The following is a 16,627-nucleotide window of genomic DNA, read 5'->3' on the forward strand; positions in this document are numbered from 1 at the left end:
TTCAGACGGGAGTGCTTAACATTAATTGCTGCAGCAGGGCGCGGCTATCCGTCGCCCCTTGCGCGGCGCGCAGCCGGTGGGCGCAGACGGGCAGCAGCATCGCTTGCACATCGTCGGGCGTGACATGGTCGCGCCCCGCCAGCGCGGCCCAGGCGCGCGCCGCCTGCAGCAGGGCCAGCGCGGCGCGCGGGCTGAGACCGTCGGCGAAGGCGCCCGGCGCGCGCGTCGCCTGCACGAGGGCCAGCACGTAATCGACGACGGCGGCGGACACGTGGATGGCGCGCAAGGCCGCCTGCGCCTGCAACAGTTCATCCGCGCTCATCACGGCCGGCAAGGTTTGCAGCATGGCGCGGCGGTCGGCGCCCAGCAGCAGGGCCCGCTCGGCGGCCGCGTCAGGATAGCCCAGGGTGACGCACATGAGGAAACGGTCGAGCTGCGATTCGGGCAGGGGAAAGGTGCCCAGCTGGTGCGCGCAGTTTTGCGTGGCGATGACGAAAAACGGCTGCGGCAGCGCGCGCGTGACGCCATCGAGGCTCACTTGCCGCTCTTCCATCGCTTCGAGCAGGCCGGACTGTGTCTTCGGCGTGGCGCGGTTGATTTCGTCGGCCAGCAGCACTTGCGTAAACAGGGGGCCGGGGTGGAAGATGAAACTGGCGCTGCCGCGGTCGTACACGCTCATGCCGGCCACGTCGGCCGGCAGCAGGTCGCTGGTGAATTGCTGGCGCTTCCATTGCAGGCCCAGCGAGATGGCCAGCGCATGCGCCAGGGTCGTCTTGCCGACGCCGGGCACGTCTTCGATCAGTAGGTGGCCGCCGGCCAGCACGCAGGCGAGGGTCTGGCGGATCTGCAAGTCTTTGCCGACGAGAACGTCGCCGATCTGGCGCGCGGCCTGATGTATTTTCGAAAACATGCTATTTCTATCACAATACACGGGATTATTTAATTTACAATCGCTTTGGCCAGATCAAACGGCGCCGCCCGCCACCTGCGCGCCCGTGGTAGATTCGCTATGATGCAAGGACGGCACAGACCAGCCAGTGATTTTATGCGAGAACGCGCCGGGCAGGCAGGAATGATCGGCAGTATATCCGGCGCGCGTTCCCGGTATGGATAGAGAGCAGAGACAGAGGTAACCAGTACAGCGCATGAGCACAGCCATTTATACCCACCCCGATTGCCAGCGCCACGAGATGGGCGACTGGCATCCCGAATCGCCGGCCCGCTTGCAGGCCATCAACGATCAACTGATCCTCGCGCACATCAGCGACCTGGTCGAGCACCGCGATGGCGTGCGCGCGCAATTGTCCGACATCGAGCGCAATCACAGCGCCACGGCCATCGGCCTGGTGCGCGACAACGTGCCGCCGGCCGGCGATTACTACCCGCTCGACGGCGACACCCTGCTCAACGCGCACAGCTACAACGCAGCGCTGGCCGCAGCCGGCTCGGCCGTGGCTGCCACGGACGCCGTCATCGATGGCGAGATCAGCAACGCCTTCTGCTCGATCCGCCCGCCCGGCCACCATGCGCGGCCCAGCGAACCGATGGGTTTCTGCCTGTTCAATAACGTCGCCATCGCCGCCAAGCATGCGCTCGACGTGCGCGGGCTTGAGCGCGTCGCCATCGTCGACTTTGACGTGCATCATGGCAATGGCACGGCCGAATCCGTGGCGCACGACCCGCGCATCCTGATGGTCAGCTTCTTCCAGCACCCGTTTTACCCGTACAGCGATGTCGAGTCCTACACGGATACGCGCGTCAACGTGCCCGTGCCGGCCCGCTCGAAAGGCGACGTCGTGCGCCAACTCGTGCTCGATCACTGGCTGCCGGCGCTGCACCGGCAGCGGCCGCAGATGATCTTCATTTCCGCCGGTTTCGATGCGCACCGCGAAGACGACGTCGGTGGCATGGGCCTGGTGGAAGCCGACTACACGTGGATGACGCAGCAAATGATGGCGGTGGCCAGCCAGTATGGCCAGGGCCGCATCGTCAGCTGCCTCGAAGGGGGCTACAACCTGTCGTCGCTGGGCCGCAGCGTGGCGGCGCACGTGAAGGCGCTGGCGGAACTGTAGCTACAGCAGGCTCGGGCGGCTGCGCGAATTGGTGTGGCGGTGCGTCTGGTAGTCGAGCGCGTCGCCGGCCATGAAATGGCGCCAGGCTTGCGTGTAGACGCCTGACGATTTTTCCGCGTCGAAACTGTCGAGTTGCAGCATGTCGCGGTGGTGCTTGATTTCATTGACCAGCTGGTCATACAGCATTTGCAGGCCATAGCTGTCGGCGCTCTGGCGTTTCAGGCGTTCTTCCAGTGCCGCCACGTGCAGCTGCAGCTGGCGGCACTCCTTCTTCAACTGCAGGACGCTGCCATTGCGCGGCGCCCGCTTGGCCACTTTGCCCGGGCGGACGCGCAAGCCGGCACGTTCGGGTTCCGTCTGTGCCGCTGGCGCCACGCCAGTGTGTTCCATCATCATATTGCCGATTCCCCATTGCTGATTTTCCCGCGCGCCGCTGGGCGCCAGCCTGGAAAATAATTGCTTTTCATTTAAGAGGCGATATTAAAGCACACTTTTTTGTTGCTTTCAGTAAATATAAAAATCTATGTGGAAATATTTGACGTGCTTTTCCCCTGCACGCGTGTGGACGGCATGCCAGGCTTATTGGGGAGGAGCGGCCGTTGCCGGGGCGGCGCCGGCGACCCTGGCATCGCTCGCGTATGTCAAGGTCAGCAGGGTATCGTCGCTCCAGCTCTGGTCATGCAGCGGCGGCACGTAGCGAAGGTGGTCGTCCGTGACGCGGATCTGCGCCGCGCGTTCGCCCGAGGTGGCCTGCACGGCAACGAGCGCGCGCGCCACGGGAAACGGCACGTGGATCAGCGACGAGTGGCAGGGCCCGCCCGCCAGCTTGAACAGGTTGCGCGTGACAAACGACAGCTGGTCCTGTTCCACGGCCCAGCGGATTTCGCATTCGAGGCGCAAGTCGCCCAGGCGGCGCACGTTGTCGGGCAGGCCCGGCGTATGGATGTCTGGCCGCCAGCGCAGGCTGGCGCGCTTCTTGTTGCTGACCAGGTCGGCATTCGCATCGTAGGCCGTCTTGTCGCGCGCCAGGATGAAGCTGCCGTCCGGCGCCAGCGGGATGGGAATCGACAGGTTGTCGGCCGACAGGTGCAGGGTCACGCCGTCGAGCCTGGCCGCGGGCGTGGCGGGCAGCAGCATGAAGCGCAGCGGCGCGGCCGGCGCCAGGCGCAGGTGGTCGGCATACGCGTCGAGTCCCCTGAGCATGGTGCGGTAGGGGCGCAGGTCGGGATCGCGCGTGCTCTGCACGTCGACGATCTGCTGCATTTCCCGGTTCACGGCGTCGCCTGGGGGGACTGGTTGCTCCTGGGCCATGGCGGGCAGCAGGCAGGCGGCGAGGGTGGCGAACAGGGAAAAGCGGGAAAAATGCATGGAAAGCGCGCCCGGTGTAGTGTGCGATGGAAAGTAGTCGGCCCCGATGGCCGAATGGCGGATCTTATCATTCATGTAACTGACAAATTATCACCAATTGTCTCGTTCGTGTCGCACGCGAGCCATTGCTGGCAGTAAACGGGACGCTGCGGCGGCAACCACGTAAAATAGCGGATTGACCGAACGATTTTGAAAGCAAGAGCATGGCGATACAATGGTACCCAGGACACATGAACGCGGCCCGCAAGAAAGCGGCCGAGACCATGGAAAACACCGATCTGGTGATTGAAGTGGTGGACGCGCGCCTGCCGGCAGCCAGCTGCAATCCCATGGTGGACGAGCTGCGCCTGTTCCGCCAGCGCCCCTGCCTGAAAATCCTCAACAAGACCGACCTGGCCGATCCAGCCGCGACGGCCGCCTGGGTCGCCTATTTCAATGCCCAGGAAGGCGTGACCGCGTATGCGATGACGACCAAGAAGCCGGGCGACGTGGCGCGCATTCCGGAGCTGGCCAAGTCGCTGGCGCCGCACCGTGGCGTGCCGACGAAGCCGCTGCGCATCATGATCATGGGCATCCCCAACGTGGGCAAGTCGACGCTGATGAATGCGCTGCTGAAAAAGCGCGTGGCCAAGGTGGGCGACGAGCCGGCCGTGACGAAGATGCAGCAGAAATTGTATCTGGACAAGAACACCATCCTCGTCGATACGCCCGGCATGCTGTGGCCGAAGATCGCCATCCCCAGCGACGGCCTGATGCTGGCGGCCAGCCACGCCATCGGCTCGAACGCGCTGATCGAAGAAGAAGTGGCCGTCTTCCTGGCCGAGGAATTGCTCAAGCGTTACCCGGACTTGCTGGCGGCCCGCTACGGCACCAAGGTCGATGAAGTCGACGCCATCGGCGTGGTCGAAGGCATCGCCGCCAAGCGCGGCTTCCGCATCAAGGGCGGCGACTACGATTTCGAGAAGGCTTCGCACACCCTGCTGCTCGACTACCGCAGCGGCATCCTGGGCCGTATCTCGCTGGAAACGCCGGACACGCGCGCGGCCCTGCTGGCCCAGCACGCGGCCGAGATGGCGGAAAAAGCGGCGAAGGCGGCGGAGATCGCCGCCGAGAAGGCCAGGAATGCGGCGCGGGGCAAGCGCGGCACGTAAGTTACCGCCTCACCATGCAAAAAGCGCCGCGACAGGAATGTCGCGGCGCTTTTTTTATGCGGCGGCGCCTTCCCCGAAGCGGAAGCTGGTGACAGCTAATGCTCCAAAGAAATCCTCCTCGTGGTAGGCCACGTGCGCCGCTTCCTGTTCGGCCGCGCCCAGCGCCACCATCAGGGGCAGCAGATGGTCTTCCTGCGGATGGGCCTGCCGCGCGCCCGGCGCCTGGTCCCAGGCCAGCAACTGTGCCAGCCGCTGCTGCGGCGGCAAGGCCATGGTCTGGCGCAGCCAGGCGTCGAACTGATGCGAGGCGACGGCGCCCGCCTGGCCGAACTGGCGCAGGTTATGGTAACTGAGGCCACTGCCGAGTATCAGCACGCCCTGGCGGCGCAGGCTGGCCAGCGCGCGGCCCACCTCGACGTGCGTGAGCGGATCGTAGCCGTGTTTCAGCGACAGCTGCACCAGCGGCATGTCCGCCTGCGGATAGATGGGGAACAGGGCGCTGAAAGTGCCATGGTCGAAACCCCGCTCGTGGTCGAGGCGCGCCGGGTGGCCGGCCCCGTCCAGTAACTGTCTCACCTGCGCCGCCAGTTCCGGCGCGCCGGGCGCCGGGTACTGGATCTGGTAGGTGTGCGGCGGAAAGCCCGAATAATCGTAGATCATGCCCGGGCGCGGGCTGGCCGAGACGAGAAATTGCGGCCCTTCCCAGTGCGCCGTGACGACCAGCACGGCCTTGGGGCGCGCCCCGACCTGGCGCGGGATGTCTTGCAGCGACGCTTCGAGCACGTCGTAGCGGCCGCCGAACTGCTCTTTCATGAACGGCCAGGGGCCGCCGCCGTGCGACAGGAAATAGGTGGGGAAGGTGTGCTCTTGCATGGCGGCTCCTGAGTGGAATGGCTGATGATGGAACGATGATAGTCATGCGCGGTCAGTTGATCAAGATCGCTATTATTGATATATCATTTCCAATTTGTTGATGATTGGACCGTCATGGATACCTTGCGCAGCATGCGCGTGTTTCGCGCCGTCGTGGAGCTGGACAGTTTTGTGCGCGCCAGCGAGCGCCTGGACCTGTCGCCGGCCATGGTCAGCAAGCACGTGATGCACCTGGAACGCCACCTGGGCGCGCGCCTGCTGAACCGCAGCAGCCGCCACCTGAGCCTGACGGAAATCGGCAAGGTGTATTTCGAGCAATGCCGCGACATGCTCGACAATCTCGACGAGGTGGAAGCGACCGTGGGCCGCACGACGGTGGTGCCGCGCGGCATGCTGCGCCTGAGCGCGCCCGTCTGGTTCGCCAACGCCATCTTCACGCGCACCCTCGCGGCCTACCGCGAGCGCTTTCCGGAAGTCACGTTCGACATCGACTTGAGCGGGCGCGTGGTGAACCTGGTGGAGGAGGGCTTCGACCTGGCCCTGCGCGTGAGCCAGGCGCCGTCGCCGGCCCTGATCGCACGGCCCATCGGCAGCATCGCCTTTCACCTGGTGGCCGCACCGGCCTACCTGGTGCGCGCGGGCCGGCCGCAGGCGCCGCAGGACCTGGCGCAGCACGCCATGATCAGCTATTCCTTGTTATCGAACGGAAATGAACTGGCCTTCGACGGGCCGCAGGGACGCGAAACGGTGAAGTTCTCGCCCGTCCTGCAATGCAATAACGAAAGCCTGCTGCATGCGGCCGCGCTCGACGGCATGGGCATCGCCCTGCTGCCGTCGTGGCAGACGGATGCCGACCTGGCGGCCGGGCGGCTGGAGCGCCTCTTCGACGGTTACCGGCTGGCGGGCGGCAGCGTGTATGCCGTCTACACGAGCCGCCGCTACCTGTCGTCGAAAGTGCGCACCTTCATCGACTTTCTTGCCGATGAAGGGCGCCTCGGTCACTGACTACGCTTGCGAGCGTTTCACGTCGATCAGCGCGAACAGGCGCGCGCTGCGCATCCACGCCAGCACCAGCACCGCCAGCTGCGTCAGCAGCCAGCCGGCCACGATGACCAGCGGGCCGGGCGCGGCCAGGTTCAGGCGCGCCACGCCCAGCAGCGCATACAGCGCCAGTCCCAGCAAGGTGATGACGAGATAGATGGCCAGGCAGGCCAGCGGACGCTGGCGCAGCATGCCCAGTCCCCGCCACCATGCCTTGACGGCCGAGGTGCGGCGTTTGTCGACGGCCAGGGCCGCGCGGCCGGCGTCGACGGTGATGCAGGCCAGCAGGAACAGCAGGCCCGTGAGCAGCAGGGCCAGGTGACGCACCAGGTCGGCATCGGCTTCCAGGATGGCTTGCGCCGCGTGCTTGTCGGCCAGTTTCAGCGCGCCGGCGCCGATGGCCAGCGCCACGCCCAGCGGCACGATGCTCCACAGCAGCATGCGCAGCATGCGGCCGTATTCGCTGAAAGCGCCCGTCAGCAGGGGGCCGAAGCGGGGCGGCGTGGGCGCGCGCGCGGCCGTCACCACCAGGCCGCTCAGCAGCGGCGACAGCAGCAGGGTCAGGATGATGCCGGCGATGGCGGCCTGGCCGATGGCGGCCCCGTTGCGGTTGGCATTGGCCACCAGGTCGGCCAGGGTCATCAGGTCGAGCTTGTGCGCCAGCGCCGCCGCATGCACGGCATTGTCGAGGCTGGCGCTCAGGGTGCGCCAGACGGGAATGACGGCGACGATGGCGGGGATCAGCAGCAGTCCGGCCCACAGCAGCAGCAAGCGCCATTGCAGGGCGGCGCGGCTGGCGCGCGTGGTCAGGGTCAGGCCGCTGGCCTGGGTCGTGGAAGTGGCGCTCATACGATGGCAATCAGGGAAAGGAGGTATTGGAAGGCGGCGGCGATGTCGAAGCTCCAGCGCCGCGCGGCGGACTTGTCGGCCTTCAAGGTGCGGCTGTCATCGAGCTTGTTGACGTCGAGGTAGTGCACGCGGTCGGGGTCCAGCTCGGCCGAGACGGCCTTCACGGGCTTGGTCCAGGTGTAGCGCTGCCACAGCTGGTCGTTATCCCAGACCACGCGTTCGGAAGTGCCGTCGGCGAATTTCACCAGCAGCACCTGCGGCACGGGCGCGCCACGGCGGCGCACGACCACGCTGGTCAGGTAGGGATAGGGGCCCGTGCCGGGCTTGGCGTCAGGATGCGCCTTGTCCCACGCCTCGCGCACTTTTTCCTCTTCCTTTTCCAGCGCCTCGGGCGTGCGTTCCACGCGCTTGCCGTTCACCAGCGCCAGGCCGGCCAGCGGCGTCTGCTCCTCGCTGGTGAAGCTGCCGATGCGGTCGTCGATGTTCGCGCTGGCATAGACTTGCTGCGCGAAGACCTGTTCCACGATGCGCCGCTGGCCCGTCGCTTCGGCCAGCGTCTCGCGCAGGTCGGCCACGCTGGGGTGGCGGAATTTCCACTGTTCGTAATAGGCTTTGAAGCCCCGTTCCATGGCTTCGCTGCCGATGCGCGCTTCGAGGTCGCGCATGGTGACGGCCGTGCGGCTGTAGACGGGGCCGACGCCCTGCAGGCGATCCCAGGCGTTCTGGCCCAGCGGGTCGGCCGCATCCTGGCGCGGTGCGGCCAGGCGCTCGAATTCGAAGACCTTGAAGACGGGATCGAAGCCCAGGCGCTTGAGCAGGGGCGTGGTGGCGTGGATGTCCTGGCCGCGCGCGCGCAGCATGCGCTGGTCCCAGTATTCGTTCAAGCCTTCGTCGAGAATCGGTTCCTCGAACTCGTTCGAGGCCAGGATGCCATAGAAATAGCCATGGCCGAATTCATGGATGGTGACGAAATCGAGGCCGAATTCGGGAATGGTCTTCGGCTGCAGGTTGGCGTAGCTCGAGGCCGTGATGAAGGTCGGGTACTCCATGCCGCCCGCTTCGGCCGCGTTAAACGGCGGAATCACCACCGTCAGGGTCTTGTACGGATACGGGCCCAGGGTGCGCGAGAAGTAGGTGAGCGAATCCTTGGCCGCCTGCAGCGCGGGCGCCGCGTTGGACGCGTACTCGGGCGGGTACAGCACCTTGATGGCCACCGGCGGGCTGCCCGGGCCGCTCCAGCTGCCCAGCAGGGGCTGCGCGCTGCGCTTGTCGGCCGTCCAGGCGAAATCGTGCACGTCGCCCTGCACATAGTGGTGCGTGAGCATGCCGTTCTTTTCCTGCGGCGCGCCTTGCAGTTCGCCCGTGGCGCCCACCGTGTACTCCTTGGGCACCGTCAGCTTCACGTCGTAGTGGCCGAAATCGGCGTAGAACTCCGAGTTCAGGTGGAATTCATGCGCGTTCCAGCGCGGTGCGGTGGCGCCCCGCTCGCCGGGCAGTTCCAGCACGGCGATCTTGGGGAACCACTGGCCCACCAGGTGGAAGCTGTCGAAATAGCCGGTGCGCGCGATGACGCGCGGCAGCTGGTCGAAGAAGCGGATGTCGAGCGTCGTTTCGGCGCCCGGCGCGACGGCCTGCGGCAAGTCGACGCGCACCACGGTGCGGTCGGTGGCGGGGCCGTTGTCGGGCTGGACGAAATGCCAGGGCGCCTTGGCGCCGTTCTGCGTCATGCTGCGCAGTTCGATATAGCCCCACTCGCCGTCGCGCGTGTCGACGCCCGAGCGGAAGCCCGTGTCGAGCTTGCGCTTCTCGGTGAAGAAGGTCGAATGCTCGCCCTCGAAGGCGTTCAGGTACAGGTGCAGGTAGACGCTGCTGACGGCTTGCGCGCTGCGGTTGCGCCAGCGCAGTTTCTGCTGGCCGTCGATCGTGTGCTTGACGGGATCGAGCGTCGCTTCGATCTGGTAGTCGACGACGCGGTCCGACAGGGTCGCTTGCGCGCCCGTGCGCGCGCCGCCCCAGGCGTTGCTGGCGCTGGGCGTGGCGACGGCGGCCGCGCGCGGCGAGGCGAGGGCGATGCCGTCGGCCGGCGGCGCCAGCGGCACGGCCGCGCCGGCCGGACCGCCCTTGCCCGGCTGGGCGAACAGGTCCGCCTGCAGGGCCATGCCGGCCAGCAGCAGGGCGGTGATGGAGAGGGCCTTGAGCTTGCCCGAGATGGGGAAAAAACCAATGCTGCGGCGCGTGCCGCGGGGACTTGGCGGCCCCCGGCGCGTGATGCTACGACTTTCCATGCGTAACTCCTACAATGACTTCTTATTGTTGATTTTCAAATGCAGTCGGTTGCGCCCAGGATGGCGGGCGCACCTTAATATACCCACAAAAATGCCAAATTACCAATAAAATATTGACTGGAGGAAAGCACCGCCGGGCCGCCGCTTGCGACGGTGCATACCGTGCGTATAATGATTCGCTTTTGCCGTCCCTTCCGCCCTACTAGCGTGCGCCCGCGCCGCAGTGACGCCTTCAAGCCTTTCGCCATGATGCCTGTCTCCTTCGCCCTGACCATCGCCACGCGCAGCCTGCTGCTGTGCGCCCTGGCCATGCCGGCGTGCGCGCAGGAAGGCGTGCCGCGGGATGGCGGCGCGGCCGGCGTCACGCATGGCGACTTTTCCGCCGAGCTGGCGCAGGGCGGCCAGCACAGCGTGCGCGGCGCGCTGTCGCGCGACCAGGACGGCATGTCGCTCGACGCGACGCTCGACGAGCAGCGCAACGGCAATTACCGCGACGGCAGCGTGTTTCACCAGCGCGGCTTCAGCGGCGGCGCGGAATGGAAGGTGCGGCACGGGCGCTTCGGCTTCAGCGCCGACCGGCAGGACCAGGACACGCGCTATCCGGCGCCCGATGCACCCTATCTGGCCCTGCTGGCGGCGCGTCCCGAGGACCGCTACCGCTACGACGTGCGGCGCGCCAGCGCCTTCGTGCAGCGCTATGTGGGCAATGTCGAACTGGGCGTGGAGCTGTCGCAGCGGGAAAAGCGCGCCACGGCCGTGTATGCGGGCGAGGACGGCAGCGGCGAGTCGTCGTACAGCAGCCGCCGGCGCCAGCTGTCGCCCCGCATGCGCCATTACGGCAAGGTGGGCGGCGTCGGCACGGATACGGAACTGGGCCTGGACCTGATGCAGTGGGAGCGGCGCTCGGGCAGCGCGCTGCTGGGCCGCGACGGCGATGCGCGGCGACGCCAGCATTCGCGCGCGCTGCTGCTGCGCGAGGAGCTGGCCTTTGGCGGCCCGCATGCGCCGCGCCTGCTGCTGGGGCTGCGCCACGAGCAGTTCCGGCTCGACCCGGCCGACATGCCGGCCGGCGGCAGTGACTGGGAAAACCAGAACGCGTGGGATTTGCAGGGCAGTTTCCTGCTGCGGCCCCAGATCAGCGTCTACGCCAAGGCCGCGCGCAGCTACCGCATCGATGACGATGGCTACACGAGCGCCGGCTACCGCCCGCTGGCGGGCCAGTTGCGACGCGAGGTGGAAGTGGGCGCCACCTTTGGCGACGCGGCGCGCAGCGCCTCCGTGCGCGTCTTCAGCGAACGCCTGAACAACCAGATCGTCTTCGACCAGAGCCTGGGCCAGCTTGGCTTTGCCGGCAACCTCGATCCTTCGCGGCGCGACGGCATCGCCATCGAAGCCAGCGTGGCCCTGGCGCGCGACTGGCGCCTCGACGGGCAGGTGCGGCAAGTGCACGCGCGCTATGACGACTACGCCTATACGGGACCGGATATCGCCCTCGTGCCCAAGACCCTGGCCACCTTGCGCCTGTACTGGACGGGGCAGGGCGGCGCCAGCGCAGACGCGGGCGTGCAGTGGCTGCGCGCGCTGCGCTATGGCCACGACTTCGACAACAGCTGCCTGGCGCGCGTGCCCGCCTTCGCCACGCTGGACGCCCGCTATGCGCGCAAGCTGGGTGCCTGGGAGCTGGAGCTGGCCGGCAGCAACCTGGCCAACCGCCGCCATTACGGCGATGCGCCCGGCTGCCGCTCGAGCATTTACCAGAACGATGCGCGCCAGCTGCGCGTGTCGGCGCGCTACCATTTTTGAAGCGCATGCGGGGATGGGGCGGCGCCAGCGCTTAAGGCAGGCTTAATCGGGCGCAAACAGGGCGGGGAAACGCGCCTTTTTTATGCCCGATGTTCAATGGACGGCGCAAAAAGTGGTAATCTCGCCTCGTTCTCGACCACTATCATGAAGGATTATTATGCGTTTTCTGCGTTTCTTGCGTCCCCTGCTCGCCGCTGTCACCCTGGTGGCGGCCACCGGCGGCGCCATGGCGGCCGATACCGGCTTCACCACGCTGTCCACGCCGGTGCGTACGGACACGGGCAAGAAGGTGGAAGTGGTCGAGTATTTCATGTACTCGTGCCCGCATTGCTACGCGCTCGACCCGCTGATGCACGACTGGGTCAAGAAGCAGGGCGACAAGATCGCCTTCCGCCGCATCCACCTGGCCTTCTCCGGCCCGAAGGATCCGCAGGCGCACGCCTACGCCACCCTGGAGGCGATGGGCCAGCTGGACCAGTTCCACGACAAGATCTTCCGCGCCATCCACGTCGAGCGCAATCGCCTGAATCGCGATGACGCCATCCTCGACCTGCTGGTGAAGAACGGCATCGACAAGGCCAAGTACCTGGAAATGTTCAATTCGTTCGGCGTGCAGACCAAGCTGAAACGCAACGAGCAGCTGATCGCCGCCAGCAAGATCGACAGCGCGCCGACCATCGTCATCGATGGCCGCTTCGTGACGTCGCCATCGCTGCTGTCGCGTCCTGGCCAGTCCGAGCCGCAGACCCAGGCGGCGACCCTGCGCGTGATGGATGAGCTTGTGGCGCGCACCCTGAAAGAGCGCGCTCCCGCGCCAGCGAAGAAGTAAACCGGAGATCGTCATGAAACAGCTGCCATGGACTCTTTGCGTGCTGGCCGTCGCCCTCGTGGCCTGGCTGGCGCTGGCCGTCGTCAACGTGGAAAACCAGCGCAATGCGCTGGCCAGCAAGGCGTGCGTGGATCCGGCGTTCAAGAACGAGGTCGATGCGAAGTGCCTGGCCAGCGTGCAGACGCGCGAGCACTGGTGGCAGCACCTGTCCTACGCCATGACGCATTTCCGCCCTTGACCGCAGCCTCGTCGAAAAACCCGCCATGCGCGGGTTTTTTTTCGTCCGCGTATGATGGGGATACAACCATCCGGGAGGGACGATGAAGGAAGTGATACTGATTACGGGCAGCAGCCGCGGCATCGGCGCGGCGACGGCCTTGCTGGCGGCGCGCCAGGGCTACGCCGTGTGCGTCAACTATGTGCGCGATGCGCAGGCGGCCGAGGCGCTGTGCGCGCGCATCGCCGCTGACGGGGGCGAGGCCATCGCCGTGCAGGCCGACGTCAGCGACGAGGCCGACGTGGCACGCCTGTTTGCCGAAGTCGATGCGCGGCTGGGACCCTTGACGGCGCTGGTCAACAATGTCGGCGTGCTGGAACAGAAATGCCGGCTCGCCGATATTTCCGTGCAGCGCCTGGAGCGCGTGCTGCGCACCAACGTGATCAGCTACTTTTTGTGCTGCCAGCAGGCCGTGCGACGCATGTCGACGGCATCGGGCGGGCAGGGCGGGCGCATCGTGAATGTCTCGTCGGCGGCGGCACGCATCGGTTCGGCGGGCGAATACATCGATTACGCGGCCTCGAAGGGCGCCGTCGACACGCTGACCATCGGCCTGGCGAAGGAGGTGGCGGCCGAGGGCATCCGCGTCAACGGCGTGCGCCCCGGCATCATCTATACGGAGATCCACGCCTCGGGCGGCGAGCCGGGCAGGGTGGCGCGCCTGGAGTCGAGCGTGCCGATGCAGCGCGGCGGCCAGCCGGAGGAAATTGCCGACGCCATCCTGTACCTGCTGGGGCCGGGCGCCAGCTACGTCACGGGCAGCATCCTCGACGTGGCCGGCGGCCGTTAAGCCTTGTGCGGGGCGGCTGGCGCGGTGCTGGCCGGCGCCGAATGGGGCGTGATGACGACGGTGCAGGTGGTGCCGGCCACCAGCAATTGCCCCTTGGGCTGCTCGTCGATGTGGATGCGCACGGGCACGCGCTGCGCCAGACGCACCCAGTTGAACGTGGGGTTGACGTCGGCCAGCAGTTCGCGGCCCGTGGCGGCGTCGCGGTCGGTGATGCCGCGCGCGATGCTTTCGATGTGGCCGTGCAGGGTGCCGCCGCTCATCAGATTCATTTCCGCCCTGTCGTCCTGTGCCAGCATGCCCAGCTTGGTCTCTTCGAAGTAGCCGACGACATAGTACGAGGCGCTGTCGATGACGGCCAGCTTGGCCGCGCCGACGGCGGCGAAATCGCCCTTGTGCACGTTCAGGTTGGTCACGTAGCCGCTGACGGGGGCGCGCACGGTGGTGCGCTCCAGGTTCAGCTGCGCCAGCGCGCGGGCGGCCAGCGCGGCCTGCACCTGCGACGAGGCGGAGCTGGCGGCAAAGGCCGCGCTTTCGCGGCTTTCCGTGGAAATGATGCTGGCGTCAAGCCCGGCGCGGCGCTGCGCTTCCTTGCCGCGGCGGCCCTGCTCCGTCCTTTGCGCGGCCAGCACGGCGTCGGCCTGCGCCAGCGCGCTTGCATAGCGTTCCTTGTCGACGACGAACAGGATATCGCCCTTCTGCACCACCTGGTTGTCGCGCACCAGCACGTCCGTGACGGTGCCGGCCACGTCGGCGCTGATGTTGACGATGTCGGCCTTGATGCGGCCGTCGCGCGTCCACGGCGACTCCATGTAGCGGTCCCACACGGTCTTGCCGATCCAGAGCGCCGCGGCCAGCAGCAGCAGCGTGATTGCATAGCGGGTCAGTTTGGTTACCATGTCGGCACCCCTTCCTTGATCAGATTGAACATTTTTTTTATTCGAGCGTTATTTGTAAAGCGATAAAGCCAGCGCGCCGAAGATGGCGATGAAGATGCACAGCCGCGCCAGCGACGGGTGCCACACCATGCGGTACACGCCGAGCCAGCCCAGCACGCGGTCGAGCAGGGTTTGCAGGCCGATGCTGAGGAGGAACAGGGGCAGCAGTGTGGGAATCAGAATTCCGAACAGGGCGAATTCACGCGGCATGGTGGTCTCCGGCGCCAGGCGCCATGTGGTCGAGTAATGAGGTGTAGATCGAGTGCAGGTCGGCCAGCGCCGTCTGCAGGCGCGCGCCGCGTTCTTGTGTCGCGCCGGCTTCGGCCGCGGTGTCCTTCTGCGCCGTGCGCACCACGGCGCCCGCCTGCAGGGTGGCCGCCAGCGCCGCCTGCAGCTGCGCGTCGCCGCGCGTGCGCAGCCAGCTGGCGATGTGGTCCACGCATTGCTGCAGCGCGTGGCGCGTGGCGCCCGGGCGGGCGCTGGCGATCAGTTCGCGCAGTTCGATCACGGAGTGGCCGATTTCCAGCAGCGTCAATGCCTGGCGCACGACGGCGCGCGTGGCCTCGCCCGGCGCCGGGCCGGCCGCCGCATTGAGCTGGCTGAGCAGGTCGCGCACGCGGTTGTCGAAGCGGTGCTTCACGCGGCGCGCCGGTGCCGTGCACGCATGCAGCGCTTCGCGCCACAGGGCTGGGCCGACATGGTCCCTGTGGCCCATCGTGTGCTCGGGCAGCAGCACGGCAAACACGAGGGCGGCCAGCATCAGGCCCACGATCAGCGCCATGCCCGTGTTCAGGAAGGCGGCGCCATCGACGTGCATCAGGTTGGTCGGCGCCATCTGCGTGACGAAGGTCGACACGCCCAGGCCCACGCCCAGCTTGGCGGGATTGGTCATCAGGTACAGGCCGACGGCGAGGAAAGGCGCAAAACTGAGCACCAGCATGGGGAAGCCGTCGCCGTGCACCAGCACGAAGTACACGCAGACGAGCGACAGCGGCATGGCGATCAGAAAGCCCGTCAGCACCTGGCGCACCATCATGATGGGGCGCGGCGAGGACGAGGCCAGCGCGCAGAACACGGCCGCCATCAGCATCGCCGTGCTGGCGTAGGGCCAGGCGAGGAAATACGCGCCCAGGGCCAGCAGGGCCAGGCTGATGCCAGCGCGCGCGCCGCTGGCGATCACCAGGCCGGGCGGCGTCTTCGGCGCATACGCCTGCGGCGTGCTCACTTCCAGCGGCGTGTCGTGGGCCAGGCTGAAATACACTTCGTGAAAGCGGCTGATGTCGCGCGCGAAGCGCTCGAGCAGCTCGCACACGGTGTCGAAGTCGATGCGCTGCGCATGCGCGATGGGCGCACTGTCGATGTCCATGCGCGCCTGCGCCAGGGCCGTTTGCAGGTGCTGCTGCATGGTGTCGAGCGAGCCTTGCGACGGCGTCGCCTGCAGCGCCTCGGCGACGATGGCGTACAGCGGCGCGCACGCCTGCATGACCTGTGTCTCGCCATCGCGCTGCAGGCGGTCGAACAGGCGGTGGAAGGTATAGAAGGTGGTCAGCGCCGTCATGAAGGTGGCGTTGAAGGCGTGCAGCTTGCGGTTCTGCGCGCGCGCGTGGCCGACGGCGCTCGTGACTTCGAACAGGGCGGCCGAGCGGCCCAGTTCCAGCGCCGCCACGTCGGCGGCAAACTGCAGGTGCGTCAGTTCCACCTGCGCCGGCGTGAGCTTTTGCTGCAGCACGTCCTGGCAGAAGGTGAGAAATTTGCCGTAGCGCGCCTGCACCGTGCGCATCACCTGCGTGCCCTGGTGGCGCGGCAGCAGCACGCTGGAGACGGCCGCCGAGCAGATGATGCCCAGGCCCACTTCGGCCACGCGCGTGACGGCCAGCGCGAATACCTGCGTCGGCTGTTCGATGGCGGGCAGCACGATCATGCAGGCCGTGTAGCCGGCCAGCACGTACACATACGATTGGGCGTTGCGGTGCAGCGCCGAGCCGCTCGTGCACAGGCCCACCCACAGGGCCAGGCCGGCGAACAGCAGCACCGGCTGCTGCGGGAACAGGCCGATCAGGGTCAGCGCGGCCGTGCAGCCGAGCAGGGTGCCGCACAGGCGGTAAAAGCTTTTTTCCAGCACCATGCCGCTGCTGGGCAGGGCCAGGATGATGGTGGTGGTCATCGCCGTGCTGGGCGAATCGAGGCCCAGGCGGTAGGCCAGCCACAGCGCGCAGAAGGCGGCGATCAGGGTCTTGCCGACGTAAATCCAGCGTTCGCCTTCCGTCTTGCGCCAGTCTTGCAGCGCCAGCGCCAGCCAGTGGGCCGCCCGCGACAGGGGGCCGTATGTAGGTGTGGTGGCTGGCGTCATCGAT

General features: G+C 66.8%; 16 protein-coding genes. 7 read left to right on the forward strand and 9 right to left on the reverse strand.

Annotation, left to right across the window (positions count from 1 at the left end; genetic code table 11):
* Position 1: 1 nt before the first annotated feature.
* Entirely contained in the window at positions 2–910 is a 909-nt protein-coding gene (locus O0880_RS21025) for an AAA family ATPase (RefSeq protein WP_289888578.1), read from the reverse strand.
* Positions 911–1,145: 235 nt separating this feature from the next.
* Between O0880_RS21025 and O0880_RS21030 the strand changes: the two genes are divergently transcribed.
* A complete protein-coding gene (locus O0880_RS21030) occupies positions 1,146–2,072 on the forward strand; it encodes a histone deacetylase family protein (RefSeq protein WP_071324901.1) in 927 nt (308 codons plus the stop codon).
* Here O0880_RS21030 and O0880_RS21035 read toward each other — a convergent pair whose 3' ends face one another.
* Both O0880_RS21035 and O0880_RS21040 read right to left on the reverse strand, forming a co-directional pair.
* Complete coding sequence (locus O0880_RS21035; RefSeq protein ID WP_289888579.1) at positions 2,073–2,468, reverse strand: hypothetical protein; 396 nt, start codon at positions 2,466–2,468, stop codon at positions 2,073–2,075.
* 183 nt (positions 2,469–2,651) lie between these two features.
* Entirely contained in the window at positions 2,652–3,515 is an 864-nt protein-coding gene (locus tag O0880_RS21040; protein WP_289888580.1) for a hypothetical protein, read from the reverse strand.
* Positions 3,516–3,643: 128 nt separating this feature from the next.
* Here O0880_RS21040 and ylqF point away from each other — a divergent pair, with 128 nt between their 5' ends.
* The gene (ylqF, locus tag O0880_RS21045; RefSeq protein ID WP_083411975.1) at positions 3,644–4,591 is read left to right on the forward strand and encodes a ribosome biogenesis GTPase YlqF; all 948 of its coding nucleotides are present in this window, start codon (positions 3,644–3,646) and stop codon (positions 4,589–4,591) included.
* Positions 4,592–4,645: 54 nt separating this feature from the next.
* On the opposite strand, the gene O0880_RS21050 is transcribed toward ylqF, so the two are convergent.
* Positions 4,646–5,464: a class III extradiol ring-cleavage dioxygenase gene (locus O0880_RS21050; protein ID WP_289888581.1), complete on the reverse strand. Its 819-nt coding sequence runs from the start codon at positions 5,462–5,464 to the stop codon at positions 4,646–4,648.
* Between the two features lie 114 nt (positions 5,465–5,578).
* Here O0880_RS21050 and O0880_RS21055 point away from each other — a divergent pair, with 114 nt between their 5' ends.
* A complete protein-coding gene (locus O0880_RS21055; RefSeq protein ID WP_289888582.1) occupies positions 5,579–6,469 on the forward strand; it encodes a LysR family transcriptional regulator in 891 nt (296 codons plus the stop codon).
* Here the strand turns inward: O0880_RS21055 and O0880_RS21060 are convergent, their stop codons facing one another.
* Together O0880_RS21060 and O0880_RS21065 are read right to left on the reverse strand one after the other, a co-directional pair.
* Positions 6,470–7,354: a hypothetical protein gene (locus O0880_RS21060; protein WP_289888583.1), complete on the reverse strand. Its 885-nt coding sequence runs from the start codon at positions 7,352–7,354 to the stop codon at positions 6,470–6,472. It abuts the gene before it with no gap.
* On the reverse strand, positions 7,351–9,639 hold the full coding sequence (locus tag O0880_RS21065) for a M1 family metallopeptidase (RefSeq protein ID WP_289888584.1): 2,289 nt from the start codon (positions 9,637–9,639) through the stop codon (positions 7,351–7,353). The genes O0880_RS21060 and O0880_RS21065 overlap by 4 nt, the downstream gene beginning before the upstream one ends.
* Before the next feature lie 246 nt (positions 9,640–9,885).
* Here O0880_RS21065 and O0880_RS21070 point away from each other — a divergent pair, with 246 nt between their 5' ends.
* The 4 genes from O0880_RS21070 to O0880_RS21085 all read left to right on the forward strand — a co-directional run bounded on the left by O0880_RS21070 (position 9,886) and on the right by O0880_RS21085 (position 13,338).
* Complete coding sequence (locus O0880_RS21070) at positions 9,886–11,442, forward strand: TonB-dependent receptor (protein ID WP_289888585.1); 1,557 nt, start codon at positions 9,886–9,888, stop codon at positions 11,440–11,442.
* Between the two features lie 157 nt (positions 11,443–11,599).
* Positions 11,600–12,271, forward strand: a complete 672-nt coding sequence (locus O0880_RS21075; protein ID WP_071324893.1) for a thiol:disulfide interchange protein DsbA/DsbL — start codon at positions 11,600–11,602, stop codon at positions 12,269–12,271.
* A gap of 13 nt (positions 12,272–12,284) precedes the next feature.
* Entirely contained in the window at positions 12,285–12,509 is a 225-nt protein-coding gene (locus O0880_RS21080) for a hypothetical protein (RefSeq protein ID WP_071324892.1), read from the forward strand.
* An 82-nt stretch (positions 12,510–12,591) separates the two neighbouring features.
* Positions 12,592–13,338, forward strand: coding sequence for an SDR family oxidoreductase (locus O0880_RS21085; RefSeq protein WP_289888586.1), 747 nt, complete (start codon positions 12,592–12,594; stop codon positions 13,336–13,338).
* Here the strand turns inward: O0880_RS21085 and O0880_RS21090 are convergent.
* The 3 genes from O0880_RS21090 to O0880_RS21100 are packed head-to-tail and all read right to left on the reverse strand — an operon-like array spanning position 13,335 to position 16,623.
* Positions 13,335–14,234 (reverse strand): biotin/lipoyl-binding protein, encoded by a 900-nt coding sequence (locus tag O0880_RS21090; RefSeq protein ID WP_289888587.1) that lies wholly within the window; start codon positions 14,232–14,234, stop codon positions 13,335–13,337. The genes O0880_RS21085 and O0880_RS21090 overlap by 4 nt on opposite strands.
* Positions 14,235–14,282: 48 nt before the next feature.
* Positions 14,283–14,483 carry a DUF1656 domain-containing protein gene (locus O0880_RS21095; protein WP_071324889.1) on the reverse strand — a complete coding sequence of 67 codons (201 nt, stop codon included), beginning with the start codon at positions 14,481–14,483 and terminating at the stop codon, positions 14,283–14,285.
* Positions 14,473–16,623 (reverse strand): FUSC family protein, encoded by a 2,151-nt coding sequence (locus O0880_RS21100; RefSeq protein WP_289888590.1) that lies wholly within the window; start codon positions 16,621–16,623, stop codon positions 14,473–14,475. Before O0880_RS21100 ends, O0880_RS21095 begins: the two co-directional genes overlap by 11 nt.
* Between the last annotated feature and the right edge of the window lie 4 nt (positions 16,624–16,627).

The organism is Janthinobacterium sp. SUN118 (assembly GCF_030397695.1).
Lineage (GTDB): Bacteria > Pseudomonadota > Gammaproteobacteria > Burkholderiales > Burkholderiaceae_D > Janthinobacterium.

Excerpts from the sequence above, each read along its gene's own strand:
- O0880_RS21025 (WP_289888578.1), bottom strand. The coding sequence starts at position 910 with ATGTTTTCGAAAATACATCAGGCCGCGCGCCAGATCGGCGACGTTCTC.
- O0880_RS21030 (WP_071324901.1), top strand. The coding sequence starts at position 1,146 with ATGAGCACAGCCATTTATACCCACCCCGATTGCCAGCGCCACGAGATG.
- O0880_RS21035 (WP_289888579.1), bottom strand. The coding sequence starts at position 2,468 with ATGATGATGGAACACACTGGCGTGGCGCCAGCGGCACAGACGGAACCC.
- O0880_RS21040 (WP_289888580.1), bottom strand. The coding sequence starts at position 3,515 with ATGAATGATAAGATCCGCCATTCGGCCATCGGGGCCGACTACTTTCCA.
- ylqF (WP_083411975.1), top strand. The coding sequence starts at position 3,644 with ATGGCGATACAATGGTACCCAGGACACATGAACGCGGCCCGCAAGAAA.
- O0880_RS21050 (WP_289888581.1), bottom strand. The coding sequence starts at position 5,464 with ATGCAAGAGCACACCTTCCCCACCTATTTCCTGTCGCACGGCGGCGGC.
- O0880_RS21055 (WP_289888582.1), top strand. The coding sequence starts at position 5,579 with ATGGATACCTTGCGCAGCATGCGCGTGTTTCGCGCCGTCGTGGAGCTG.
- O0880_RS21060 (WP_289888583.1), bottom strand. The coding sequence starts at position 7,354 with ATGAGCGCCACTTCCACGACCCAGGCCAGCGGCCTGACCCTGACCACG.
- O0880_RS21065 (WP_289888584.1), bottom strand. The coding sequence starts at position 9,639 with ATGGAAAGTCGTAGCATCACGCGCCGGGGGCCGCCAAGTCCCCGCGGC.
- O0880_RS21070 (WP_289888585.1), top strand. The coding sequence starts at position 9,886 with ATGATGCCTGTCTCCTTCGCCCTGACCATCGCCACGCGCAGCCTGCTG.
- O0880_RS21075 (WP_071324893.1), top strand. The coding sequence starts at position 11,600 with ATGCGTTTTCTGCGTTTCTTGCGTCCCCTGCTCGCCGCTGTCACCCTG.
- O0880_RS21080 (WP_071324892.1), top strand. The coding sequence starts at position 12,285 with ATGAAACAGCTGCCATGGACTCTTTGCGTGCTGGCCGTCGCCCTCGTG.
- O0880_RS21085 (WP_289888586.1), top strand. The coding sequence starts at position 12,592 with ATGAAGGAAGTGATACTGATTACGGGCAGCAGCCGCGGCATCGGCGCG.
- O0880_RS21090 (WP_289888587.1), bottom strand. The coding sequence starts at position 14,234 with ATGGTAACCAAACTGACCCGCTATGCAATCACGCTGCTGCTGCTGGCC.
- O0880_RS21095 (WP_071324889.1), bottom strand. The coding sequence starts at position 14,483 with ATGCCGCGTGAATTCGCCCTGTTCGGAATTCTGATTCCCACACTGCTG.
- O0880_RS21100 (WP_289888590.1), bottom strand. The coding sequence starts at position 16,623 with ATGACGCCAGCCACCACACCTACATACGGCCCCCTGTCGCGGGCGGCC.